Source organism: Amycolatopsis sp. VC5-11, assembly GCF_037034185.1.
In the GTDB taxonomy this organism is placed as follows: Bacteria; Actinomycetota; Actinomycetes; order Mycobacteriales; family Pseudonocardiaceae; genus Amycolatopsis; species Amycolatopsis nivea.
Window position 1 is genome coordinate 124572 of record NZ_JBAGKF010000002.1, and the last position, 24541, is coordinate 149112.

Sequence of the window (24541 nt, forward strand, 5' to 3'; positions counted from 1 at the left end):
AGCTGTCAGCGCCTGGCAGCGGACTGCCAGCGAAGTGTGCGGCCGGTGCCAGCGACGGCCGCCACTCTTCGGAGGTCACCAGCTCACCAGGGGAGAACAATGCAGACTCCAGTCACCATCATCGGCGCCGGCCTCGGCGGACTGACCCTCGCCCGGGTCCTGTACCTGCACGGGATTCCGGCCGAGGTCTACGAGGCCGAACCGTCGCCGATGTCGCGGTCCCAGGGCGGACTGCTCGACATTCACGACTACAACGGCCAGCTCGCCGTCGAGGCGGCCGGCCTGATGGACGAGTTCCGCGGCCTGATCCTCGAGGGCCGCCAGCAGATGCGGATCCTCGATCCCGACGGCACCGTCCTGCTGGACCACCCCGACGACGGCACCGGCGGCCGTCCCGAACTCCTGCGCGGCGAGTTGCGGCAGATGCTGCTCGACTCGCTCCCCGACGGCACCGTCCGCTGGGGCCGGAAGGTCAGCGGCGTCCGCACGGTCGCCGACGGCCACGAGGTTTCCTTTGCCGACGGGAGTTCGGTCGTCGCGAAACTACTGGTCGGCGCGGACGGGGCGTGGTCGCGGGTACGCCCGCTGCTGTCCGACGCGGTGCCGGAGTACATGGGCCTCGCTTTCGTCGAGACCTACCTCTACGACGCCGAGACCCGCCATCCGGCGGCCGCGGAAGTCGTGGGCGGCGGCGGGATGGGCTCACCCGGACCGGACCGGCGCATCATGGTGCACCGCGAACGCGACGCCCTGCACACCTACGCGATGCTCAACAAGCCCGCGGAGTGGTTCGACGCACTCGACGGCCTCGAGCCCCAGGACGCGCTCGCCCGGATCGCGGCCGAGTTCGCCGACTGGGCCCCGGAAATCCGCGAGCTGATCTCCGGCGGCGACACCCCGCCGATCCTGCGCAGGCACTACACGCTGCCGGGCGTGCACCGGTGGGAGCGGACCCCGGGCGTGACGCTGATCGGCGACGCGGCACACCTGCGCGGCCCGAACGGCGAAGGCGCGAACCTGGCCATGCTCGACGGTTCCGACCTCGCCCAGTTGCTGGCCGCGCATCCCGACGACGTCGAGACCGCGCTGGCTCTGCACGAGGAACGGATGTTCGCCCGCAGCGAGGCGATCGCCGCGGAGTCCGCGGAGATGGTCAAGCGGATCACCGCCAACAACGGCAAGGACACCGCGAAGGTGGTCGCCGAAGGGTTCCGCCGGATGCTCGCCAAGAAGCGGGAACCGGCGGAACGGGTCAGCTGAGGGGTGCCTGGCTGCCGCGAGGTACGGCGGGGTTCGGGTCGATGGCCTTGAACTTCTCGAGCAGGCGGCGCGCGGGCGCGGACTCCGCGTCGAACGGGTCGAGCTCGTGCTCTGCCCTGCCGGGCAGCAGGGTCAGCACGCCGTTGCAGCGGAAGCAGAAGGCGAGCTCGAACAAGACCCCCTCGGCACCGTGCGCGCGAACTCCGTAGCGGGGCAGGAAGCAGCGCATCAACTCCCCGTCTGGCAGGTCGGAGATGAGCTCGGCGGTCGCGGCGGCGTCCTCGCCGTCCCAAACGCCGAGCACGTCCCCGGGGATGCTGACCCAGTCCCGGGTCTCGATGTCGGTGATCCGGAGACATTCGAAGCGCCGGATCTGGTCAGCGGAGGTTGGCAGGTGCACCCGGTCACGATGCCATACCCGGGGATCGCCCGGCGCGGAAATTCAGGCTCCGGCGAGGCGGTGCGCTTTGAAGAACTGAAGGATGACCGGGGTGGCGTCGAGCGCGGAAGGAGTGTCGGAGTCGTTGTTCGGGCGAGTGCTCGGCCAGACGTGTCCGGCCCCTTCCATCCGGTAATGCACCAGCGAGCATCCAGGCCACCACTGCTTCACCACGTTCCGCACCGGAGAAACCGAGACGGGGTAAGGGAAACACCGGTCGCGGGCGGCCCAGCCGTTCAACCAGTCCGGAATGGACGGCAGTCCCTTGGCCGGATTGCCGGTATAGGGGATGGTGGTGTCGGCGGTGCCGTGGAAGTCGAGCAGCGCGACCTTCCGGCTCGGATGGCAGGCGCCGCCCTGGGGGTAGAACGCGCCGGAAACGGGGGCGAACGCGGCGATCCGGTCGGCCATCCGGCACGCCAGCACGCCGACGAACCCGCCGCCGTTCGACTTGCCCGCCGCGTAGATCCGGGCCGGGTCCACGCACATCCGGTGCTGCAGCGAGGTGAGCAGGTCGCCGGTGAAGCGGACGTCGTCGACCGGGGCCGAGTAGGGCGCGCCGGTCCAGGCGGATTTGCCGTCGGTGCCGGTGACGCCCTGCGGGTACACCGCGATCACGTCCGAGCCGGAGAAGCCGGACAGTTCTTCCTGGTACTCCGCCGTGCGGCCGTGCCCGTGATAGGAGAGGACGACCGGGTACCGCCGGTGCGAGTCGTACCGCGCGGGCACGTAGATCCGGTACTCGCGATCGATCCCGCCGGAGGTCAGATGCTCGACGGTCGTGGCGCCGGGATGGGCGACCGCCTGCCCGCACCCGGTCGTCGGCGATGCCGTTTCGGCCGATGCCGGGGCGGCGAGCACCCCGAGTCCGATCGCCGCCGCTAGTACGGCAACGCCTGCACGGAAACGTCCGGACATCCGATCCTCCTCGATCGACGGGCGAGCGCGACCATAGTCACCCCGCATCGGCCCCGGACGAACCTTTCGTTCATTGAGTTAACGGCTAGGCTCGTTCCCGTGACGGACGCGGAAGAGTCCTCTGTCAACCGCATCACCGGCGGCCAGTTCGACAAGGTCGTGATGGCCGGGGCGGTGCACGGCGACATCAACGTCGGCCGGTCGGGCGACAGCCCGGCGGACCTGGCCGACCCGCTCATCGCCTCGGTCCGCCTGAAACCCGGCGGAACCTTGGCCGACCTGGTGCTCGACACCGATCCGCCGCAGGTCGCCGTGCCCGGCGGGACGGTCCACGTCATCACGGTGGAAGCCAGAACGAACCGAGCCGTCGTCCTGCAATCCGCGCGGATCGCGGTCGTCTCGCGAACCCCGCCGCGCCCGGCCTGCCTGGTGGTCCGGGTCGGCGGGCACCTGAAACCGCGCCCCTTCACGACCGATTTCGACGTCCCGTCGCCGCGGCTGGTCGCGGAGGGCCCGGACTTCCCCTTCACCGTCAGCGCCACCGATATCGAGCAGTTCGAGATCGAGCCGATCACCACCACCCATGAGGTCGCCTGGCGGCTGGAAGTGGACTGGACCTGCGCGGGCCGCCACGGCACCACGGTCATCGACAACCACGGCGAGCCGTTCCACGCGTATCCGGTGCCGGCGCTCTACTCCGGCCGCTCGCATACGGTGCTCAGCTCCGGCTGCGACCTCTTCCACGAACGCGGCTGCCCGTCGAACCTGCTCGCCGCGTCAGGTGCGCCCGTTTCGCTCTGGGACCAGCCTTCGTCCTACCCCGTGCTGGCTCCGCTCGCGGACGCCCCGGCCTCCGTGGACCTGGATCCCGACCTGAAGGAATCGTGGCCCGAATACCGCCGCGTCGCCAACGCCATCCGGATGGCGGCCGCCTCAGGCGACTTGCGCAACCACGAACCGCCGGAGCGCCGCGCGCTGCTCATCCGAGTGCTGCGCTACCTCTTCGTCTCCGGCCAAGCTCATCCCGGCGCCGCCCTGGGCCGGCTCATCCACGCCGAATGGACCACGGCGCTGGGCGCGGACCACCCGGACACCCTCGCCGCCGCCAACCGCCTGGCCGGATGCCTGATCGGCACCACCGAACACGCGGAGGCACGCGACCTGCTGGCCGACCTGCTGCCCCGGGCGAGCCGCGTCCTGGGCGAGGAGGATCCGCTGACGTTGATCGTCGCGAGCAACCTCTGCGTGGCGTACATGGGGCTGAACGAATACGAACGCGCCCGCGACCAGACGGAGGACGTCCTGGCCCGAACCCGCCGCGCCCTGGGTCCGGACGCACTGGGCACCTTGCGGACTACCGGGAACCTGGTGCGGATCCACCTCCGCCTCGACGACCGGGCCGCGGCGCTTGAGGTGCTGGACGACCTGCTGCCAAGGTGCCGAAGGGTGCTGGGGGAGGACCATCCCCTGACGGTGAACGCTGCTGCGGAGCTGGCTCAGATCCAGGAGTGAGTCAGGGTTTGCTTTGCTGCAGGGCGGTTTCCGCTGCGGCGAGGTGGTCCGGGCCTATGCCCTTGGCCGGATGTACCGGGATCGGGGAAAGCCCGGGGTCGCCGAGCGCAATTCCGCTCGGCGAGAGCGAGCAACGCCGGATTGAGCCACGCTCGCCGCCCCAGTCTTCCGACGCTACCCAGCCCCCTCGCCAGGTCAAGGACGGCAAAACCCCTTCGCCGCCAACACCCGCTCCACCGAAGCCGCCACCTGCGCCCCGGGCAGCTCCCCGCTCTCCACCGCCCGCTGGAGCCGGTCCACGACCGCCCCCACGTCGTTGTGCCCGGAGGAGAACAACGCCTGATCCGCCCCCGCCTGCAGCGCCTTCAGCACCGCGTCCGGCAGCGCGAACCGGTCCGTGATCGCCTTCATTCCGCCGAGGTCATCGGTGATCATCGGACCGGTGAAGTGGAACTCGTTGCGCAGCAACCGATACGCCTCAGGAGCCAGCGAGGCGGGCTCGTCCCCGGTCAGCCCAGGCACCTCGAGATGCCCGACCATCACCGCGACCTGTCCGTATTCCGAGATGTCGCGATAAGGCACCAGATCGACCCGGCGCAGCTGATCCAGCGGCGGCGTGACGACGGTGCCCCGGTGCGAGTCGCCCGAGCCGTGGCCGTGGCCGGGGAAATGCTTCAGCACCGGCTGCACTCCGGCCGCGCGCAGGCCCTCAGCGAACGCCAGTGCGTACTGCCGCACCTTTTCCGGGTCCGGGCTGTAGGAACGGTCGCCGATCACCGCGTCGTCGGGTTCGTCGCTCACGTCCGCGTCCGGTGCGTAGTCGACCGTCACCCCGCGTGCCCGCAGTTGCTTGCCCCGCTGCTCGCCGATCGCGCGCACCTCGTCCGGCGTCTTCGAGGCCGCCAGCTGCCGGGCGCTCGGGAGCGAGCCGTCGAGGTCGTCGATGCGCTGCACGCGGCCGCCCTCCTCGTCGACGGCGACCGAAACCGGGATCTTCGCCGCCCGCTGGACCCCGTCGAGCGCGCCATTTTGCAACAGCGTGGTCTTTTTGTCTCCCACGAAGATCCCGCCGACCTGCTGCGTCCGCACGAGGTTCGCGACGCCCGCCGGATCGCCCGCGTTGACGCCCGGCACCACCAGCTGCGCCACGCGCGCCCGCGGATCCATCGCCGACACCGCCGAGGCGCACGACCCCCGTCCTGGCACAGTCTGCGCCGGCGAGGTTGACGCAGGTGGAGCGGCTTGCGGCGAGCTCCCCGCACTCGGCGGGGTGAGCGCGGTGGGCGTTGCTGTTCCGGAAGCGGAACGATCCCCGGAGCACGCGGAAAGCGCACATATGAGCGTCAACGCGCTGACGGCTCCTGCGGTGCTCCAGCGGGGTCGTGCGTGCGCCTTCATCATTTCCTCTGCTGGTCTGGACAGGTCTCCGTGACGGTAACGGAACCCCACCGGCGGGCCCAACTTCACGCTGTGAAGAATGAGCGCGTCCCGACTAGAGATTTCGTGAAGCCGCGGTGGGCACACTGACCGGCACACGACAAGCACAGGCTCTGCACCGGGGAGGCAGCGATGAATCAGGTCAAGGTTGCGGCATGGGCTTCGGACCCGATCACCCTCGCGGGCCTCATCGACCATCTGCGCACGCGCCGCGAGGTGCGGGTGATGCCGGGCCAGCAGCGCGGTGAAGCCGCGGTGCTCGTGTTCGCCGCGAACCGCGTCACCCGCGAGGTGAAGGCGGCGCTGCGGGCCGCGGCCTCGGAGACCCCCGCGGCCATCGTGTTCGTCGCCGGATACGTCGACGCCGACGATCTCGCCGAGCTGGCCGCCTGGCACGTCGCGGCGGTGCTGCCGCGCGATGCGATCGGCGGCGACCAGCTGGTGCGCAGCATCGTGGCCGCCGCCTCCGGGCGCGAGACCTCGATGCGGGACCTGCTGCAGCAGGCGGAGACCCTGCGCCGGGGCGGCGACCGCACCAACCTGTCGCCGCGCGAGGTCGACGTGCTGCGGCTGATGGCCGAGGGCTGGGACACCGCGGAAATCGCGAACAAGCTCTGCTACTCGGAGCGGACCGTGAAGAACGTGATCTACGGAATGACGAACCGGCTCAAGCTGCGGAACCGTCCGCACGCCGTCGCCTACGCGCTGCGCGCCGGAGTGATTTGAAGGATGCTCACCACGTGCGAAAGCTGACCCGGCGCCCGGCCGTTGCCGCGCTCGCCGCCGCATTCCTGTTACTGGCGGCCGCGTGCGGTTCCGCCGCGTCCTCGGGGAAGATCACGCTGAGCGTGGCCACGTTCGGCGAGTTTGGCTACGCGCCGTTGTTCGAGCAGTATCAGAAGGACCATCCGAACATCGAGATCCGCAGCCGGGTCACCGATTTCGACACGCATTTCAAGAGCCTCGCCACGCAGCTGGCGGCCGGTCGCGGCGCGGCCGACGTCGTCGCGGTCGAGGAGCAGTACATCCCGAAGTACATCCGGGCCAAGGACAAATTCGTCAACCTGGCCGATTACGGCGCGGACAAGCTCAAACAGCAATGGGCGCCGTGGAAGTGGGCGCAGGGCACCGCGGGTGATTACGTCTTCGGACTCGGCACCGACATGGGCAGCCTCGCGATGTGCTACCGCCGGGATCTGTTCCAGCAGGCCGGATTGCCCACCGACCGCAAGGCCGTCGCCGAGCTGATGCCGGACTGGCAGGGGTACGCGAACGCCGCCGCCCGGTTCACCGAAAAGCTGCCGAAGGTGAAGTTCGCCGATTCGGCGGGCACCGTTTACACCGCGATGCTCAACCAGTCGCCGGAGAACTACTTCTCCGCCAAGGACGATTCCTACATCGCCGACCGCAATCCCAGCGTCCGCAATGCCTTCCAGCTGTCCGGCGGTCTCGCGCAAGCCCACGAAACGGCCGGTGCGACCACCTACACCCAGGCCTGGAACGTCGCGATCAAACAGGGCACCTTCGCCACGATCGCGTGCCCGGCGTGGATGCTCGCGCAGATCAAGGAAGCGGGCGGCGACGCGGGCAGCGGCAAATGGGACGTCACCACGGTGCCGGGCAACAGCGGCAACCAGGGCGGTTCCTTCCTCGCCGTGCCGAAGCAAAGCGCGCACCCGAAGGAAGCCTACGATCTCGCGCAGTGGCTGACCGCGCCCGCGCAGCAGAAACGGCTTTTCCTTTCCGACGGAATCCTGCCGAGCGAACCGAGCGTGTACCAGGATCCGCAGGTCGTCGCGCACACCGATCCCTATTTCTCGAACGCTCCGGTCGGCCAGATCTACGCGGCGTCGGCGGACCGGCTGCGGCCGAACTACCGCGGCCTGCACGACGCGGACGTGCGTCCCGAATTCGGCCGCGCGCTCGGCCGGATCGAGGACGGGACGGAGAACGTCGAGCAGGCGTGGGCCGACGCGGTCCGGATGGGCCGCGACGCGATCAAGTAGCTGTCGTGGACCGGAAGCTCACCCCCTACGTCTTCATCCTGCCGTTCTTCGTCCTTTTCGGACTGTTCGGCGCGTTCCCGCTGCTGTACACGTCGTGGGTTTCGCTGCACCGGTGGGATTTGCTGTCCGGCCCGGAAGGCGGCCTCGGCCTCGCGAACTACGCGGAGCTGTTCAGCGATCCGCGGTTCTACAACGCGTTTCTCAACACCGTCAGCATCTTCCTGCTCGCCGCGATTCCGCAGTTCTTCCTCGCGCTGGGCATCGCCGCGCTGCTGAACCGGCCGCTGCGCGCGGCGACCTGGTGGCGGGCCGGGCTTTTGCTGCCAAACCTGGTGTCCGTGGTCGCGGTCGGGCTGGTGTTCGCGCAGCTGTACAGCTCGGGTTACGGCGTGGTCAACGAGGTGCTCGGCTGGTTCGGGGTGCCGCCAGTGTCGTGGCAGTCGCATCAATGGTCGTCGCATCTCGCGGTCGCGAGCATGGTGATGTGGCGCTGGACCGGCTACAACGCGCTCATCTACCTGGCCGCGATGCAAGCGGTACCACAGGATCTGTACGAGGCCGCCGCGCTCGACGGTGCCTCGCGCTGGCGGTCGTTCTGGTCGATCACGGTGCCCGGCATCCGCCCGACGATCGCGTTCACCGCGGTCGCCGGGACGGTCAACGGGCTCCAGTTGTTCGCCGAGCCGCAGCTGTTCGACGCGACCGGCAACGGCGGCGCGGGCGGCAATGACCGGCAGTTCCAGACGCTCACGATGTATCTGTACGAAAAGGGCTTCGGCAAATTCGACGCCGGATACGCGGCGGCGCTGTCCTGGGTGATGTTCGTGATCTGCCTGGTGTTCGCGATCTTCAACTACCGGCTGGTGCGCCGGTTCGTGGGTGCGCCGTGATCCGCCGGGGCCGGGCCGGGGGCTGGGTGTACGCGGTGCTGGTGGGGCTGGTCGCGTCCTCGCTGTTCCCGCTGTACTGGTCGTTCGTGGTGTCCACTCGGGACAACGCGGCGATCGGCGAGACCTCTCCGCTGCTGCTGCCCGGCGGCCATCTCTTCGACAACATCCAGCGCGTCTTCACCACGGTGGACTTCTGGCTCGCGATCGGCAATTCGCTGATCGTCGCGACGACGGTGATGGTGTCCAATGTGGTCCTGTCCAGCTTCGCGGGATTTTCCTTCGCCCGGCTCCGGTTCCGCGGCCGCAACACGCTGTTCTTCATCGTGGTCGGCTCGGCGATGGTGCCCGCACAGCTGGGCGTCGTGCCGCTTTACCTGGTGGTGAGCGATTTCGGCTGGTACGGCCGGCTCGAGGCGGTGATCGTGCCCGCGCTGGTGAGCGCGTTCGGGGTGTTCTGGATGCGCCAGGCGTGCGAGGGTTCGATCGACCAGGACCTGGTGGACGCGGCCACTGTGGACGGAGCGTCGATCCTGCGCACGTTCTGGCACGTGGCAGTCCCGGCGATCCGTCCACAAGCTACCGTTCTAGCGATGGTGACCTTCCTCGGTGCGTGGAACGACTACTTCTGGCCGCTGGTAGTCCTTGACCCCGCGCAAACGCCGACCGTGCAGGTCGTCCTGTCCCAGCTGGCGAGCGGCTACTTCACCGACTACGCCCTGATGCTGACCGGCGCGACCCTGGGTGTCCTGCCGGTGATCATCCTGTTCCTGCTCCTCGGCCGAAACCTGGTGCGCAGTATCTCGACCGGCCTACGGACGTCGTGAGACGTACTGCCCGAAGAACCCGGCGATCGCGGACCGCTGCACGGTGATACTCACCCGAGGATCAATCCTCCCGATCCGGGTCTCCTGAACCTTCGGATCGACCGGCACTTGCTGCGCCAGCTTCGGCAGGAACCACTGGACATCGGTGTAGCTGTAATGCATCGCGGTCGCCAGCGTGATGTCCTGCTTGGGTGCCGAAGTGTGCTCCCACAACGACTTCCACGCCGGTGACGTCCGATGGCTGCGCGCCTGACCGTCGCTGGTGCTGCCCGACGACCCCATCAGCAGCACCGGCCGCGTCACCCCGTCCGCGCCAGCGCGAGTGAGCTGCTTGCCGTCGACGTCGTAAGCGAGCCACCCGTCCAGATCGGCCGCAGCGTCCACCCGAGAGTCCACCGTGGACACTTCGGCGGCGGTATCCCCGCCGAACGAATGCCCGATCACCCCGACCCGGCTCAGGTCCATCGCCTTGCCGAGCCCAGGAATGCCGGGCAGCTGGTCAAGAGTGAACCGGACATCCGCGACCCGCGTCCGCATCCCTGCCACCAGGTCCTTGCTTTGCTGGGAGAACACCACGCGCCCGTCCGGGAACACGACGAACGGTGCCTCACCGGTGTGATCAATCGTCACCACGATGTACCCGCGACTGGCGAGATCCTCGGCAGTCGCACTGCCCAGCGCCCGCAGCGATGCCCAACCCGGCGAGTACACGATCACCGGCCACCGCCCCTGCACCGGCGCGTTCGCCCGAGCGTGCGTCCGGACGGCCGCCCAGTCGACCTTGCCGCTCGGCAGCCCCAACGCTGGTGCCGCCCCCTGATCAAAGTACGCCGCGGCCGCTGCGGGCAGGTACGGCGCCTTCGGCCCAGCGCCGGGCCGAGTGGGGTACCAGACGCTGATCATCAGCTCCCGGCCCCGCGCCGAATCGACGAGATGGACATCGCGCTCGCCAATCGCGTGCGGGCCAGTTGGGGTAGGCAGCTCGAAAGTGGTCTCCGCCGCGGCGGGGGCGGCCCCTAAGACGGTGAGGAGGAGGGCAGCGGCGAGGACTGTTCGGAAGCGCATGCCGGAACCCTGCCGTCCTGGCCGGGTTGGCCGCGCCTGCCGACCGTCGCCGGTGACCCCCGACTTTCGTCACCCCGTCCGGCGCGCCACAGCAGTCGCCAGCTCACTGCGCGATGGCGCATCCAACTTCCCGAGCAACCGCACGACGTGCGCCTGCACCGTCCGCCGAGGCAGCCGCAGCTCGGTCGCGATTTCCGGATTCGACCGCCCAGCCGCGACGAGCCGAGCGATCCGGACCTCCAGCGTCGACAGCGACTCCCACCCGTGCTCCGGCCGCGCCGACGCCAGCGAAGTCCCACGCTGCACGCCGACCGCCTGCAGCCGCGTCTCCGCGTGCTCCAGATTCCACGCGGCCGAAAGCTCCGTGTACAGCGAAGCCGCCTCATCGAACGCGGCCTGCGCGGCGTCCAGCCGACCCACCCGAGCCAGCAGCACCGCCGAGTCCTCCAACGCGCTGGCCAGCTCCGGTTTCCGCCCCACCGCGCGGAAATGCTCCACCGTCCGCAGCACCGGCTCCGGATCCTCGCCCAGCAACCCCCGGCACCACTCCGCGGCCGCGAACGCCCGCGCCGGTTCGAGTTCCTTCTCTGCCTCTTCGACACACACCGCCAGCGCCCGCTCCGCCGCGGCCCGGTCGCCCGCCGCCAGCGCGATCTGCGCGAACTGCGGCAACCACTGATGCCGCAACATCATCTGCGCGTAAGTCGGGTTCAGAATTGGCTCGAACACCGTGATCGCCTTCTGCAGATCACCCTCCTGATAGGCGACCAGCGCGTGCGCGGCAAGCAAAAAGTCGAAACTCTCCCGCTCGGCACTGGTCGCGGGAGCGTGTTCCTCCGCCGCGTCCAGCAGCGCCGCCGCCTGCGCGTGCTCGCCTCGCCGCGCCGCGATGAGCGCGGCGACCCCGTGCAGCAGCAGCGCCGCCGCACCCGGTTCCCGCAGGCCGAAGAAGGTGATCGCCGGACCGTCCTCGGTCACCGTGTCCAGTTCGACGAGCGCTTCGTCCCACCGGCCTTCCCAATACCGGTGCACCGCAACGGAAACCTGCAACCCGCTCGGCATGCTGTGCCGCCGCGTCACCTCGGCGGCCTCCTGCAGCGTCCGGTTCGCGTCGTCCAACCGGTCGAGGTTCTGCAGTGTGAAGACCCGGTTGTCCAGCAGATCCAGGTGCAGGTCAGCCAATTCGTGCTCGTCGCCGACGGCCGCGATCGCCTCGTCCACGTGCTTCAGCGCGCTGGCGTGGTGCCGCCGCACGGAATCGACTAGCCACAACGTCTGCAGCGCGTGCGCGGTGAGGTAGCGGTCGCCGTCCGCCTCGGCCCGCGCGCGATGTGCGGTCTTCTCCGCGACATCGAGGTCGTCGAGCCCGCCGCGCCGGAAGTTCGCGAGCAAATGGCGGCCGCGGACCCGCCACAGCTCCGGCACTCCCGGGTCCTCCGCCGGATTCCCGAGAGTCTCCACCGCGAGTTGTACGTCGCCGCGGCGGAACCGCATCGCGGACACGACGTGGCGCATCTCCGCCGCGTTGTCCGGATCGCGCGACACCGCAAGCGCTTGCAACGCAAGGTCTTCCGGACTGCGTTCGAGCCGGAACAACACCCGCACCAGCGCGACCAGCAACGGTTCGCGGCGCGGATCGTCGTCCTCGACCACGGCGAGCGCGCGCTCCAGCAGCTCGACCGCGATCAGCGGGGCCCGGTTCGACACGGCGCTCTGGTGTTCCACGAGCCAGTCGAGCACCCAAGGGTCCACAGTGGACGGAACGGCCACGAGCTGCTCGGCGACCCGCTTCACCGGCGCGCCGATCTTGGCCAGCGCTTCGGCCGCCTGCCGATGCTGCACGGCCCGCGTTTCCGGCGACAAATGGTGGTACAACGTCTGGCGCAGCAACGGAAGCCGGAACGCGAGCTGGGTTCCGGTGTCGAGCAGGATGTTGTCCGCCAACGCCGCTTCGAGCGGGCCGAGCAGATCAGAGGGACGCTGTCCGAGCACCGCCGCGATGTCGCCGACCGCGAACTCCATGCCGAGAATCGCGCCCCAGCCGAGCACGTGCCGGGTCTGCTCGGGCAGCAGCTCCAGCCGCCGGTTGACCGCCGCGACGATCGATTCCGGCGGCTCGAACCGCAGCGGATCCGGGACGTCGGCGAGCCCGTCGAGGTGCTCGACCGCGCCCGAGTGCACCAGCGCGTCCAGCATTTCCTTGAGGTACAACGGATTGCCGCCGGCACGAGCGGTCAGGTCCCGCAGCCGCGGCCCGGGATCCGCGCCGATCTGCCGCTGCAGCAGGCACAGGACGTCGTCCTCGCCGAGCGGACCGAGGTCGAGCACGATGCCGTCCCGGGTCTCGACGCCGCGGCGCAGCTGAGTCATTTCCGGCCGCTCCGGTGCCGGTCGTGTCGCGGCGACCAGCAGCAACGGCAGCTGCCGGGCGGCCGCGGACAACCGGTGCCACACCAGCACGCTCGACTCGTCCGCCCACTGCAAATCGTCGACCACGAGCAACAGCGGCGATTCGGCGCACAGTTCGTCGACGAGCGCGAGCAGCCGGTCCACCGAATCCAGCACCGGGTCGCCGACGCGCCGCACCGGTTCCTCGCTGCTCAGCGCGACGCGCGCCCGGCGCGGATCCGGCGAATGCGCGTCGATCGCCAGGCATTCGTGCATGACCTGCAACGGGAACCGCATGCTCAGCTCGTCCGCGGCGACCCAGGCGACCTGCAGACCACCGGCGTCGCCGAACGCGTGCGCCAGCAGCTCCGACTTCCCGATCCCGGCCTCGCCCTCGATCCACACCGCCCGGCCGCGGCCCGCGCGAACGCCGTCGAGAAGCTTGCGCAGCTTGCCGACCTCGGCTTCCCGGCCGAGCAACGGGTCCTGCGGCACCCGTACGACCGGCTCCGGCACCTCGGGCCGCGGCAGGTCCAGCGCCGGGTCTTCGGAGAGCACGCGCTGGTGCAGTTCGCGCAGCCCCGGACCGGGCTCCACGCCCAGCTCGGCGCGGATCGTGCGGCGCGCGTCGCGGAAGACGTCGAGCGCGTCGGAATGCCGGCCGCTGCGGTAGAGCGCGAGCATCAGCGAGGCCCGCAGGGATTCGCGCAGCGGATACTCGGCGGTGAGCGCGGTCAGTTCGGCGATGATCTCCTGGTGGCCGCCCATTTCCAGCCTGCTGCGGGCAGCTCGGTCCAGGGTGTCCAGCCGCAGCTCGGCCAGGTACGCGCGATGCCGCTCGGCGAAATTGCCGGGCACGCCGGACAGCGCTTCGCCGTGCCAGAGCTTGAGCGCGGCACTGAATTCAGCCACCGCGCGGTTGTGCGCCCCGGCCTCAGCCTCGCGTTTGCCGTTCTCCCGGTGCTGCTCGAACTTCGCCGCGTCCAGCGCTTCCGGCGCGAGGTCGAGCGTGTACCCCGCCGGACCGGACCCGAGCACCGTCGAGGCGGACCACCGGGTGCGTTCGGGCTCCAGCGCGCGGCGCAGCCCGGAAATGTAGGTGTGCACGCTGCCTTCGACACTGGCCGGCGGCGACTCGCCCCACACGCCCGCGATCAGCTCCGCACGCGGCACCGGCCGTCCGGCGGCGACCGCCAGCATCGCGAAGACCGCCCGCTGCCGCGCGGGTCCGAGCGAGATTTCGGTCGTCCCGCGCCAGGCGCGCAACGGGCCGAGCGCCGTCACCCGCAAATCCCCTGGCATGCCGTTCCATTCGCCGTGTTGACCGAGTTTACCGGTCGATCATGGACGCGAGTCCACCCCGGTTCACTCTCCTGCCGCACGCGCGCGGACCGGACTGGCCCGCCGGATGCCGTACGGCTGCATCCGCGTCTCGGCCCGCCGCACGTCCCAAGCCGCGCCGACCGAGGTGTAGCTGGTGAGTGCCGCGAGGAAAGCCGTGCGCGCCTCGTCGAGACGGCGGTACTCGGCGAGCAGGATCGCGGCGTCCTCGCTGGCCCGAGCGTGCTTGAGCATCCGTCCGGCGGCCTCGTAGTGCGTGGCGGCGCCGAGGATCGCGTCCGGATCCGCGGTGACCAGGCCCCGGCAGTGCGCGGTGGCCGCGGTGTGCGACGGCGGAGTGTCGTACCCGCTGGTGTCGCCCATCAGCCGCAGCGCCCGGAACGCGTGCGGCTGGTCGCCGAGCTGCATGGCGAGCCGGGCGAGGTCGGGCAGCCACTGCTGACGCGCCGCGGGCGGATAGTTCTGGCCCAGCAACGGGAGAAGCGCGGCGAGCGCGGCTTCCGGATCGCCTTCCAGCTCGGCGAGCTGGGCGCGCGCGGCGAGCAGGTAGTCGCCGCCGTTCGGTTCGAGACCGTGTGGGAACTGGTGCCGGGCCGCCGCGTCGAGATGTGCGCGCGCCTCGTCCGGTTCGTCGCGGTGACTCGCGATCAGCGCGCCGACGCCGTGCACCAGCAACGCCGATCCCGGGCTGCGCAACACATACGACGCGGTTTCCGCGCCGCCCCGGATCACGGTGTCGAGTTCGGCGAGCGCCTCGCCCCACCGGCCGCGCCAGTAGTAGTGCACCGCGCCGGCCAGGTGCATTTCGCCGGGCACTGCCCGGGTCGCGGCCAGCCGGCGCGCGGTGCTCAGGTCCGCGTCGTTGTCGAGCCCGTCCAGCACGCCCAGTTCGGACAGATCCGGTGCGGCTGCCCGATGGTCGACGGCGAACCGCTCGATGGTCACGCGCAGGGTTTCGTGCCGCCCGCGCCACATCTCCGGCACCTTCGGATCTGCCAGCGTACGGCGGACTTCCGCCGAGGCTTCGGCGAATTCGCCACGCCGGTAATAGATGTAGGCGAGGATCCAGCGCATTTCCGCGGCCTGCCTGCTGTCCTGGGTGCGCGCGACGACCGACCGCGCCTCCGCTTCCGGCTCCCGGCCGAGCCAGAACAGCAGCCGGGCGAGCGTGGCGGTGAGCGGTTCGCGGGCCTCGACGGGCAGCACAGCCTGCTTGACCACCTGTTTGAGCAGATCCACCGCGACCCGCGGCGACTGCGCGGCGACCGTGCCGATGTGCTCGACCAGCCAGTTCGCCATCCACGGGTCAACCTGCGCGGGAGCCGCCGCCAGTTGTTCGGCGACGCGTTCCGCACCCGCTCCCGCACCATCGAGCGCTTCGGCCAGCTGCCGGTGCAGCGCGACGCGCATCGCGGCTGGCGTCTTTTCGTACAACACGCGGCGCAGCAACGGATGCCGGAACGCGAGCAGATCGCCGGACTCGACCAGCACCCCCGCAGTGAGCGCCTCTTCGACCGCGGCGACGAGCGCGGTCGGCGCGCGTTCGGTGGCGATCGCGATGTCGGCGAGCGAGAATTCCTTGCCCAGCAAGGCGGCCCAGCGCAACAGGTCTCGCGCAGAACTGGAGAGGAAGATCAGATACAGCGTGACCCGCGAGCCGAGCGGCGACGGGATCGAGCGGCACGAGGAACCGTCCACAATGGCGTGCGCGCCGTCGAGCAGGATCATCGAATTGGCGAGCAGGGTTTCGACGATTTCCGTGGCGTAGCGCGGGTTTCCGGCGGCGTGGCCGAGCAGCACCGAGAACATCCGGTTCGGCGGCGCGCCGGTGAGATCCGCGGCGATCTTCCGGATCTCGTGGTCCGGCAACGGTTCCAGCCGCAGCAGCGAGGTCGCGCCGGATGACAGGTCCGCGGCCAGCGCTTCGAGCGCGGCCGAGCGGGGGAGCGGACGGCTCGCTCCGACGAGCAGCAGCGGCAGCCGCCGAGTCTCGCGGGCGAGGTGCTGCCACACCTGCAACGTCGTTTCGTCCGCCCATTGCAGATCGTCGACCACGAGCACGAGGGGGCCGTCCGCGCACAGCTGCCGGACGAGTCCGAGAATGCCCTGCACCGGGTCGAGGTCCGGGTTCTCCGCGAGCGCCACCGCGAGTTCCGCGCGGCGCAGGTCCGAGGCCCGCGGGTGCACGCCGAGCGCGTCCAGCAGCGGACGCAGGGCAAAGCCCTGGTCGAGCGAGTCCGCGGCGGCGAACAGCGCGGGGTAACCGGTTTCGTGTGCCAGCGCGACGGTTTCGGCCAGCAGCGCGGTCCGGCCGATTCCCGGTTCGCCCTTCACCCACACCGAACGGCCGAGGCCGCCGCCGAGACCGGCGACGGCCTCGCTGAGCAACTGCAGTTCGTCTTCCCGCCCGACGAACGTCGCCGGACGCGGCGGCAGCACCGGCAGCGGGAAGCGGGGGACCTTCGTGACCGGCGCGGGCGTGACCGCCTCGTCGACGGCCAGCAGCTTTTCGTACAACTCCCGCAGTGCGGGACCCGGCTCGGTGCCGGACGCTTCGACCAGCCGCTCGCGCAGCTCGGTGTAGACGGTGAGCGCCTCGTGATGCCGGCCAGCCTGGTCGAGTGCTCGCATGAGCAGTCCGTGCAGCGGCTCGCGGAACGGGTGTTCCGCGGCGAGTTCGCCGAGCTGCGTGACGAGCCCGGCGGATTCGCCCGAGTCCATCGCCAGCTCGGCCCGGCGTTCGACGGTCGCCAGCCGCAGTTCCTCCAGCCGCACCCGCTGCGCGGTCGCGTAATGCCCGGAGAGACATTGCAGCGGCGTCCCGTCCCACTCCGCGAGAGCCTCGTCGAGCACGCTCCGCGCCTCGGCCCGGCGTCCCTCGGCGAGCAGCCGGTTGCCGAGGTCGCGCAGCGCGCTGAAGCGGTGGACGTCGATCTGCTCCGGTTCGACACAGAGCGAGTAGCCGGATCCGGTGGACGCGATCAGCCGTGATTCGGCGCCTTTGCGGCGGCCCGGTTCGAGGACGCGGCGCAGTCCGGAGATATAGGTGTAGATGCTCCCCTGCGCGCTGGCCGGGGGCGAGTCGCCCCACACCGCGTCGATGAGCACTTCGCGGGAGACGGTGCGGTTCGGCGAGAAGGCCAGTACTGCGAAGACTGTGCGCCGATGAGCGGAACCGAGGTCGAGCTGCCGGTCGCCGAGCCAGGCTCGCACCGGTCCGAGCAGCTGGATTTCCGGCGCCGGGACGCCGCCGGATGCCGACATCGGTCTCCCTTCACGCGCTGACGGATCGTCACACGCCGGATGCCACTGGTGAGCTTACGCCGAAAAGGTGACGTCGCGGGACCGCCCCGGGTTGCTTTTGCCGGTCTTGTCCAGCGAATTGTCCGGTGGACATGGTCAGGGGAGAGGCCCGCCGGTGAACGCCGGGCAAACCGGCCGGGCGGTCCGGCAGGCACACCTGCCGTGACAAAGGGGCATCGGCCGCGCTCCCCGGTTTCCGGACGGGAATCCCTGCGGCAGCCTCGATGAGGAACCCGCGCGCTCGATTCGCGGCTTCGGCGCGGCGGTGGTGAGGAGGAGGCGTGGACCCGGTTCCGGCCCCGGCGGGGGCGAGGTTCGCGGCGGCGATCGACGCGGCGAACGCCTGTTTCGGCACGGTGAACAGCGAAATGGCGGCGCTGCAGGCGTCGTGGCGCGGCGAGGCGGCGGTGCGCTTCGGCCAGGCGATGAACGATTGGGAGCAGCAGTTCGATCGCATTCTGGCAAGTCTGGCAGATCTCGTGGACGTCGCGCGCGGTACGGCCGCGTCCACCACTGCACAGTGCTCAAATGAGCGCGTGCGGTGCCCTGATCATCGATGAGCGGCGATCCCGGATTCGAGCAGGCCGCCGAGGTGCTGTCCCGGATCCGCCGCACGACCGCCGACCTCGGCGCGGTGCTGGCGGAACTGGAGTCGGCGGTGGAACCCGAGGTGGCCGGCTGGCCCGCCGCGGCGCGCGCCCGCTACCGGGAGGCCAAACGGGAGTGGGCCGCCGCGCTCGACCGGATGCCCGAATGCCTCGACCGGGCGGCACAAGCCTTCCGCGAGATCTCGTCTCCAGACCCGAAAAGAGGCCGCTGAACAGGGAAAACGCCGGTTTTCTCCACCGGCCTTCACGAGCGCGCCAGAAAACGTGAAGTCTCGCCCGCCACACTGCGTCCAGGCAATGTGAAGGGGGTAACCGTGAAGCTCGTCAAGGTCGCAGTGCTCGCCTCGGACCCGATCACCCGGGCCGGAGCCGCGAGCCTGCTGGGTTCGCGCCCGGAACTGGTCCTGCTCGGCCAGGACGCGGCGAGTCAGGCGGACGTGGTCCTTGTGATGGAGGAGCACGTGACCGACCGGGTGCTGTCGCAGGTGCGGGACCTCGGCAGGCAGTCCGAGCAGCTGACCGGACCGCATCTGGTGATCGTGGTCGACCATTTCCGCGAGAGCGACCTGATGACGGCCGTCGAATGCGGGGTCGTCGCGATCCTGCCGCGCCGCGAAACCGGCGGCGGCGAACTGGTCGCGGCAGTGCTGGCCGCGGGCGACGGCACGGCAACGCTCCCACCGCGGCTGCAGGGCGCGCTGCTCGCGCAGGTGCAGCGAATGCGCCGCGACGTGCTGGAGCCGAACGGCCTCACGCTGTCCGGCCTGGCGTCGCGCGAATGCGACGTGCTGCGGCTGGTCGCCGAGGGCTATGGCACCGAGGAGATCGCGACGAAGCTCTGTTATTCGGAGCGGACGGTCAAGAACGTGCTGTACGGCCTGATGACCCGCTGCGGTCTGAACAACCGGGCGCACGCCGTGGCCTATGCCCTGCGCGCCGGCGCGATCTAGTCTTCTGACCCATGGCGCAGACGGCGGTAGAGATCGCTCGCGGAGTGCGGGCAGGGGAGCTGGACCCGGTCCAGGTGACCGAGGAAGCACTCGCCCGGATCGCAGCAGCGGACGGCGTCGTCGGCGCGTTCCGCCGCGTGCGTTTCGCCGAGGCGCGAGCCGAAGCCGCCGAAGTCGCGGCCCGCCCGGACCTCGCTTCGCTGCCCCTGGCCGGCGTCCCCGTCGCGGTCAAAGATGTCACCGATGTCGCTGGCGAATACCAGGGCTGGGGTTCAGAAGCAGGCCCCCGCGACCTGGCGACCGCCGACGGCCTGATCGCCACCCGCCTGCGCGCAGCCGGCGCGGTCATCGTCGGTCTGACCCGCGTGCCGGAGCTGTGCATCTTCCCGACCAGCGACGACCCATCCGGCATCGCCCGCAACCCCCGCAACCCAGCTTTCACCGCAGGCGGTTCCTCGGGCGGCAGCGCGGCCGCGGTAGCCGCGGGCCTGGTCCCGATCGCCCACGGCACCGACGGTCTGGGATCCATCCGCTTGCCCGCCGGAATGTGCGGAATCGTAGGCCTGAAACCCGGCCGCGACGTGGTCCGCGAAGACGCTCCAGGCTGGTTCGGCCTCTCCACCCACGGCCCACTGACCACGACGGTCGCCGATGCGGCCCTCCTGATGTCCGTCCTGGCCGACCGCCCGGAATGGGCCACCCTGACGCCCCCGGGTTCCCTGCGCATCGCGACGTCCACCCAGGTCCCGTTCACCCGAGCTCCCCTGCCGCGCCCGCTCCGCGCCGCCGTCGACCAGGCCGCTTCGCTCCTTTCGGCTGGCCACACCGTCACTTCCGCGACCCCTGCCTACCCACTCCGCGCCCTAGGCGGCCTGGTCGCCCGCTGGTTCGCCGGTCCGGCTGAGCAGGCCGCGGGCAGCTTCGACCTGTCGCGCCTGCAACCCCGGACCCGCGTCCACGTCCGCCTCGGCCGCCTGACGGCACGCCTGGTCACCGACCGAGCCCGCGACGAATGGGAGGCGATCGCGGAGCAGTTCTTCGAGTCCCACGACGTGCTGGTGACCCCGACATTGGCGACCTTGCCGCTGAAAGCCCGCCGCTGGCACCGCGAGCCGTGGCTGGCGAACGCAGTCCCGTCCTCGAGGGTGGCGTCATTCACCGGCCCGTGGAACCTGGCCGGATACCCCGCGCTCTCGGTCCCGGTGGCCCGGCACCCCGTCCATGACCTGGCGATGTGCGTGCAACTAGTAGCCCGCCCCGGCGGGGAACCAGTGCTGCTGGGGCTGGCGGCGGAACTGGAATCGGCGAACCCCTGGCCGCGGACGGTTTAGGGCTTACTGGCTTGATGCCGTGAAGGGCTCCTTACGGGAAACATATTCCCTCAAGGAGCCCTTCACGGACTTGATCTGAGGCACCCCGGCTCGGCTTGCGTGCTTGGTGGGACCGCACGTCTTTTCGCCGGATGTTGCCGACAAGCAGGCTCGCGCGGAGGGGTTCACGGCGGCTGGGTTAGCCGCCGCGCTGGTTTCGCCCGCGGAACGGGGTGGAAATCCGTGCTTGCTGCGCACCAGCCAGGCCGTCGCGGACGCGCTGTCCGCTGAGATGCCCTGTCGTTCAGAGTTGCGCGGGAATCCGCCACGTCGACCAGCCCGCCGACCGCCGCCACGGAGCCTGGGCGGAGGTGCTTGTCGGCTTCGCGCTCGCCGCCTTCTTGGGCGCGGCTTCGCGTTGCATAACTGCGCCGCCGTGCCGATCCGTCGGTGACGAGGCACCCCGGCGCTGCGTGTCGGGCTAAGTTGCTGGGCTCGCGCGCCGTGTACGGCTGGGACTTGGCCGCCGGGCGGTGTCCAGGTTGGCGGCCTCACCGGATGCCGTGGGTTAGTTGCTGGGCTCGCCCGCCGTCTGTGGCTGGGCTTGGCGTTGGTGCCCGCCGGGCCGTGCCCAGGTCGGCGGCCTCATCGCATGCCGTGGCCAAGTTGCTGGGCTTGCCCACCGTTCGTGGCTGGGGCTTAGCGCAGTGAGCCCGCCGAACCATGTCCGGTCCGGCGGGCTCACTGGATGCTGTGGGTTAGCGGCTGGGCTGGTCGCCGTTTGCGGCTGGGGCTTGGCGTTGGTGCCCGCCGGGCCGTGCCAGGTTGGCGGCCTCATCGCATGCCGTGGCTAAGTTGCTGGGCTTGCCTGCCGTTTGTGGCTGGGGCTTAGCGCAGTGAGCCCGCCGAACCATGTCCGGTCCGGCGGGCTCACTGGATGCCGTGGGTCAGCTGCTCGGCTTGCCCGCCGTCTGCGGCTGGGACTTCGCGCCGTTCGCCGTCGAACCGTTGCCGTTCTTCGCGCCGTTCCCCGCGGAGCTTTCCGTCGCCCCGCCGTTCGCGGACGAGCCGTTCCCGGTCGCGCTCTTGGCAGCAGAACCGTTCTCGCCCTTCGGCTTCGGCGACGGTGCGGGCTTCGGCTCGACCGGGGTCGGCGAGGGGTCTGGCTTCGCCGGGTCGTCGCCGCCGACCAGTTTCGACGCGGCGGGCAGCACCGATTCCGACGGCAGAGCCGTGAGCAAGCCTTCGCTGCGGCCGAGGACCTCGTCGGCCAGCGCCAGGTTCTTGCGGGCCTGTTCGCGGATCTCGGCGAGCCGCTCGACCTTGCGCGTCGCTGCGGTGGTGCGCTGGGCCGCCTGCGTGGTCGCCTCGTCGAGACGGCGCTTGGCCTCCGCCGTCGCCTCCTCGACGCGGCGGGTCGCCTCCGCGGTGGCTTCCGCGATACGGCGCTCGGCCTGGTTCTTGCTGGCCGTGCGCTGGTCGGCGATCATCTTTTCGTGCGCGGTGCGCTCGGCGGTGATCTTCGCGTCGAAATCACGCTCGATCTTGCGGCGCTTGCGCTCGGCTTCGTTGTCGAGGAGTTCCCGGCGCTGCGCCGCCTCGACCGTCAGCCGCTGCACTTCGGCGCGGGTTTCCTTCAGCGCGGCCTCGTGCTCCGAGTGCAGCGCTTCGGCCTGCTTGTCCAGCTCCTCGACCAGGCGGTGGTACCGCTCGCGCAGCTTCGTGGACGCCTCGGTGGACGACGCCCAGTGCTTCTCCGCCGCCACCTGCGCGCGCTTGGTGATCTCCTCGGCCCGCGCGTTCGCGAGCGTGACGGTGCGCTGCATCCGCTCGTCCAGGTCCTCGAGCCGCTCCGGCGGCTTCATCAGTTCCTCGACCCGCGACTGCAGCTTCGACACCTCGCCGCGCGTCGTCTCGAGTTCGCGCGACAGCGTGGCGACCTGGGCGGCCGCCGCGTCGCGGTCGGTGATCAGCCGGTGCAGCTGGCTTTCGAGGTGGTCGAGGTACTGCCGCACCTCGGTGCGGTCGAAGCCGCGCCAGGCTTCGGTGTACTCGCGCCGCAGCGGGAGGAGGCCGTTGTCTCGCTCGGGAACCATGCCCACGACCGTACCCGCGCACCTGGCGTGCGTGCCGCCAGGAGTGGCGAATCACCGCCCCGGGTCGATTCTTCGTGTCGATCTCGCCTGAACGGCCTCACCCGCCGCGCGAAGCCGTCACTACCAGTGGAAGCCGCGCGACAGCCGGGCCAGCGCCATCGCCGCGCGGGACAGGTGTTTCTCGCCCCGCCCGATCTTCAGTTTCCCGCTGCCGCCGGCCGCCGCGGAGTCCGGGAAAATCCGGAAACCCTGGTACGCGATCGCGTCGGTCAGCCCCGGCGCGAGCGTGTAGGTGAGCCCGATCGCCTGGCCCGCCGGGGTGCCGATGTGCTTCGGCCGCTGGATCAGCGCCTTCAGCACCATGTCCGCCGCCTGCTCCGGCGATTTCGTGGGGAACGCGTCGTAGATCTTCGTCGGCCGGATCATCGGCGTGCGCACGAGCGGCATGTGGATGGTGGTGAAGGTGATCCCGTCGCCGTGCGTTTCGGTCGCCGCGATCCGGGAGAAGTAGTCCAGCGCGGCCTTCGACGCGGCATAGGCGGAAAACCGCGGCGCGATTCCCTGCACGCCGATCGAGGACACGTTCACGATGTGCCCGAATTTCCGCTCCGACATGTGCGGGAGGACCGCCAGGATCAGCCGCACCGCGCCGAAGTAGTTGATCGCCATCGCGCGCTCGTAGTCGTGCATCCGGTCGTAGGACAGCTTGATCGACCGCCGGATCGAGCGGCCGGCGTTGTTCACGAGCATGTCGATCCGGCCGTGCTCGGACAGCATCGCGTCCACGGCCTTGCGCACCGAATCCTCGTCGGTGAGGTCGGCCGGGTACACCGACGCGGTGCCGCCCGCCGCGATGATCTCGTCGCGCACTTCTTCCAGTTCGTGCTGCCGCCGCGCGACCAGCAGCGGCACCCCGCCCGCCGCGGCGACCTTCAGCGCGGTCGCCCGGCCGATGCCCGACGACGCGCCGGTGATGATCACCCGGCGGCCGTCCAGTTCGCCGCGCGGACCGTGCTTGCGCGCGCGGAACGGGTCGAGGTGTTCGCGCCAGTAGCGCCACAGCGTGGGGGCGTATTCCTCGAGCCGCGGCACCTCGACGCCGCTTCCGGCCAGCGCCTTGCGCGTCTCCGCGGACGCGAACACCGACGGGAAAGCCATCGTTTCCAGCAGCACCGGCGGAATGCCGAGCCGCTCCAGCACCGCGTCGCGGGCGATGGTGAACCCGGGAATGTGTTCGCTGAGCTTGACCAGCCCGACGATTCCCTTCGACACCCTGTCGCCGAGCTGCACGGTGATCGTCGGCGCCCCGGCGGCGCGGGCGAACGCGTTGTAGACCGACACCACCGGCTGCGGTTCGGGGTTCACGAGGTGGAAGGCGCGGCCGTCGAGACCCGGGGTGGTGACCAGCTCCAGCAGGGCCTTCGCGACGTAGTCGACCGGAACCACGTTGGTGTCGCCCAGATCCGGTCCGGCGGACGGGACGTCGGGCAGCCCGGCGAGCCTGCTGATCGCGGGGAAGAGGTAGTACGGGCCGTCGATCTTGTCCATCTCGCCGGTCTGCGAATCGCCGACCACGACCGCGGGGCGGTATACCCGCCACGGCACCTCGTGCTGGTCCCGGACGAGCTTCTCGGCCTCGAATTTGGTGCGGTGGTACGGCGTGATCAGGCGCTGTCCCACGTCGAACATGTCCTCGGTGAACAGTCCTTCGTGGTCGCCCGCGACGGCGACCGACGAGACGTGGTGCAGGCACCCGGCGTTCAGGTCCGCGGCGAGGTCGATGACGTTCTGCGTACCGTCCACATTCGCCCGGATGCTGGTTTCGTCGTCCGCGGTGATGTCGTAGAGCGCGGCGAGGTGGATGACGTGGTCGACGCCGCGCAGCGTCTCCCGGTCCGCTTCGGACACTCCCATCAGCGGTTCGCCGAGGTCGCCGGTCACGAGCGTGACGCGGTCCGGATGCGGCCACGCGTCGACGAGCGCGGCCAGCTTCCCCCGCGACGACGCGCGCACCACCAGCACGACCCGTTCCACGTCCGGCCGGGTGAGCAGCTGCCGGGTGACCTGGCGCCCGATCAACCCGGTCGCGCCTGTCACCAAGAACGTCGCCATCTCCATCACCCTCCGCCGTGCCGCCGCCTGGACCCATGGGCATTCTGCTGCATGGACGCCGCCCTGACCACAACGCGGCAGG

18 protein-coding genes are annotated in these 24541 nt (G+C 70.2%); 10 read left to right on the top strand and 8 right to left on the bottom strand.

Annotated features, from left to right (window positions below; translation table 11 throughout):
• The first annotated feature begins 99 nt into the window (after window positions 1-99).
• The gene (locus tag WA670_RS07955; RefSeq protein WP_336157254.1) at window positions 100-1260 is read left to right on the top strand and encodes an FAD-dependent oxidoreductase; all 1161 of its coding nucleotides are present in this window, start codon (window positions 100-102) and stop codon (window positions 1258-1260) included.
• Here WA670_RS07955 and WA670_RS07960 read toward each other — a convergent pair.
• Together WA670_RS07960 and WA670_RS07965 are read right to left on the bottom strand one after the other, a co-directional pair.
• The gene (locus WA670_RS07960) at window positions 1253-1660 is read right to left on the bottom strand and encodes a hypothetical protein (RefSeq protein WP_336157255.1); all 408 of its coding nucleotides are present in this window, start codon (window positions 1658-1660) and stop codon (window positions 1253-1255) included. The genes WA670_RS07955 and WA670_RS07960 overlap by 8 nt on opposite strands.
• A gap of 42 nt (window positions 1661-1702) precedes the next feature.
• The gene (locus tag WA670_RS07965; RefSeq protein ID WP_336157256.1) at window positions 1703-2617 is read right to left on the bottom strand and encodes an alpha/beta hydrolase family esterase; all 915 of its coding nucleotides are present in this window, start codon (window positions 2615-2617) and stop codon (window positions 1703-1705) included.
• Window positions 2618-2716: 99 nt separating this feature from the next.
• On the opposite strand from WA670_RS07965, the gene WA670_RS07970 reads away from it, so the two are divergent.
• Window positions 2717-4129: a tetratricopeptide repeat protein gene (locus WA670_RS07970; RefSeq protein ID WP_336157257.1), complete on the top strand. Its 1413-nt coding sequence runs from the start codon at window positions 2717-2719 to the stop codon at window positions 4127-4129.
• Window positions 4130-4324: 195 nt separating this feature from the next.
• On the opposite strand, the gene WA670_RS07975 is transcribed toward WA670_RS07970, so the two are convergent.
• Window positions 4325-5296 (bottom strand): glycoside hydrolase family 3 N-terminal domain-containing protein, encoded by a 972-nt coding sequence (locus WA670_RS07975; RefSeq protein ID WP_336157258.1) that lies wholly within the window; start codon window positions 5294-5296, stop codon window positions 4325-4327.
• Between the two features lie 402 nt (window positions 5297-5698).
• Here WA670_RS07975 and WA670_RS07980 point away from each other — a divergent pair, with 402 nt between their 5' ends.
• The 4 genes from WA670_RS07980 to WA670_RS07995 are packed head-to-tail and all read left to right on the top strand — an operon-like array spanning window position 5699 to window position 9286.
• On the top strand, window positions 5699-6292 hold the full coding sequence (locus tag WA670_RS07980; RefSeq protein WP_037816773.1) for a helix-turn-helix transcriptional regulator: 594 nt from the start codon (window positions 5699-5701) through the stop codon (window positions 6290-6292).
• Between the two features lie 14 nt (window positions 6293-6306).
• Window positions 6307-7572 (top strand): ABC transporter substrate-binding protein, encoded by a 1266-nt coding sequence (locus tag WA670_RS07985; RefSeq protein ID WP_238604274.1) that lies wholly within the window; start codon window positions 6307-6309, stop codon window positions 7570-7572.
• Window positions 7573-7577: 5 nt separating this feature from the next.
• The gene (locus WA670_RS07990) at window positions 7578-8462 is read left to right on the top strand and encodes a carbohydrate ABC transporter permease (protein ID WP_037816770.1); all 885 of its coding nucleotides are present in this window, start codon (window positions 7578-7580) and stop codon (window positions 8460-8462) included.
• On the top strand, window positions 8462-9286 hold the full coding sequence (locus WA670_RS07995) for a carbohydrate ABC transporter permease (protein ID WP_043828178.1): 825 nt from the start codon (window positions 8462-8464) through the stop codon (window positions 9284-9286). The genes WA670_RS07990 and WA670_RS07995 overlap by 1 nt, the downstream gene beginning before the upstream one ends.
• Here the strand turns inward: WA670_RS07995 and WA670_RS08000 are convergent.
• The 3 genes from WA670_RS08000 to WA670_RS08010 form a co-directional block, all read right to left on the bottom strand.
• A complete protein-coding gene (locus WA670_RS08000; protein ID WP_336157260.1) occupies window positions 9272-10351 on the bottom strand; it encodes an alpha/beta hydrolase family protein in 1080 nt (359 codons plus the stop codon). The genes WA670_RS07995 and WA670_RS08000 overlap by 15 nt on opposite strands.
• A 69-nt stretch (window positions 10352-10420) precedes the next feature.
• On the bottom strand, window positions 10421-14041 hold the full coding sequence (locus tag WA670_RS08005; RefSeq protein ID WP_336157261.1) for a BTAD domain-containing putative transcriptional regulator: 3621 nt from the start codon (window positions 14039-14041) through the stop codon (window positions 10421-10423).
• 63 nt (window positions 14042-14104) lie between these two features.
• Window positions 14105-17344 (bottom strand): BTAD domain-containing putative transcriptional regulator, encoded by a 3240-nt coding sequence (locus tag WA670_RS08010; RefSeq protein ID WP_336157262.1) that lies wholly within the window; start codon window positions 17342-17344, stop codon window positions 14105-14107.
• A 320-nt stretch (window positions 17345-17664) separates the two neighbouring features.
• Here WA670_RS08010 and WA670_RS08015 point away from each other — a divergent pair, with 320 nt between their 5' ends.
• The 4 genes from WA670_RS08015 to WA670_RS08030 all read left to right on the top strand — a co-directional run bounded on the left by WA670_RS08015 (window position 17665) and on the right by WA670_RS08030 (window position 20272).
• Window positions 17665-17943, top strand: a complete 279-nt coding sequence (locus tag WA670_RS08015) for a WXG100 family type VII secretion target (RefSeq protein WP_336157263.1) — start codon at window positions 17665-17667, stop codon at window positions 17941-17943.
• Entirely contained in the window at window positions 17940-18203 is a 264-nt protein-coding gene (locus WA670_RS08020) for a hypothetical protein (protein ID WP_336157264.1), read from the top strand. The genes WA670_RS08015 and WA670_RS08020 overlap by 4 nt, the downstream gene beginning before the upstream one ends.
• A gap of 102 nt (window positions 18204-18305) precedes the next feature.
• Window positions 18306-18941: a response regulator transcription factor gene (locus tag WA670_RS08025; RefSeq protein ID WP_037816759.1), complete on the top strand. Its 636-nt coding sequence runs from the start codon at window positions 18306-18308 to the stop codon at window positions 18939-18941.
• A gap of 11 nt (window positions 18942-18952) precedes the next feature.
• Window positions 18953-20272 (top strand): amidase, encoded by a 1320-nt coding sequence (locus WA670_RS08030; RefSeq protein ID WP_336157265.1) that lies wholly within the window; start codon window positions 18953-18955, stop codon window positions 20270-20272.
• A gap of 926 nt (window positions 20273-21198) precedes the next feature.
• On the opposite strand, the gene WA670_RS08035 is transcribed toward WA670_RS08030, so the two are convergent.
• On the bottom strand, window positions 21199-22347 hold the full coding sequence (locus tag WA670_RS08035) for a cell division protein DivIVA (protein WP_336157266.1): 1149 nt from the start codon (window positions 22345-22347) through the stop codon (window positions 21199-21201).
• A gap of 120 nt (window positions 22348-22467) precedes the next feature.
• Window positions 22468-24459 (bottom strand): SDR family oxidoreductase, encoded by a 1992-nt coding sequence (locus WA670_RS08040; protein WP_336157267.1) that lies wholly within the window; start codon window positions 24457-24459, stop codon window positions 22468-22470.
• Between the last annotated feature and the right edge of the window lie 82 nt (window positions 24460-24541).

What these genes read in the sequence shown, in the direction of transcription:
- WA670_RS07955 (WP_336157254.1), top strand. Translation starts at nt 100, where the DNA reads ATGCAGACTCCAGTCACCATCATCGGCGCCGGCCTCGGCGGACTGACC.
- WA670_RS07965 (WP_336157256.1), bottom strand. Translation starts at nt 2,617, where the DNA reads ATGTCCGGACGTTTCCGTGCAGGCGTTGCCGTACTAGCGGCGGCGATC.
- WA670_RS07975 (WP_336157258.1), bottom strand. Translation starts at nt 5,296, where the DNA reads ATGGATCCGCGGGCGCGCGTGGCGCAGCTGGTGGTGCCGGGCGTCAAC.
- WA670_RS07980 (WP_037816773.1), top strand. Translation starts at nt 5,699, where the DNA reads ATGAATCAGGTCAAGGTTGCGGCATGGGCTTCGGACCCGATCACCCTC.
- WA670_RS08000 (WP_336157260.1), bottom strand. Translation starts at nt 10,351, where the DNA reads ATGCGCTTCCGAACAGTCCTCGCCGCTGCCCTCCTCCTCACCGTCTTA.
- WA670_RS08005 (WP_336157261.1), bottom strand. Translation starts at nt 14,041, where the DNA reads ATGCCAGGGGATTTGCGGGTGACGGCGCTCGGCCCGTTGCGCGCCTGG.
- WA670_RS08010 (WP_336157262.1), bottom strand. Translation starts at nt 17,344, where the DNA reads ATGTCGGCATCCGGCGGCGTCCCGGCGCCGGAAATCCAGCTGCTCGGA.
- WA670_RS08020 (WP_336157264.1), top strand. Translation starts at nt 17,940, where the DNA reads ATGAGCGGCGATCCCGGATTCGAGCAGGCCGCCGAGGTGCTGTCCCGG.
- WA670_RS08030 (WP_336157265.1), top strand. Translation starts at nt 18,953, where the DNA reads ATGGCGCAGACGGCGGTAGAGATCGCTCGCGGAGTGCGGGCAGGGGAG.
- WA670_RS08035 (WP_336157266.1), bottom strand. Translation starts at nt 22,347, where the DNA reads ATGGTTCCCGAGCGAGACAACGGCCTCCTCCCGCTGCGGCGCGAGTAC.
- WA670_RS08040 (WP_336157267.1), bottom strand. Translation starts at nt 24,459, where the DNA reads ATGGCGACGTTCTTGGTGACAGGCGCGACCGGGTTGATCGGGCGCCAG.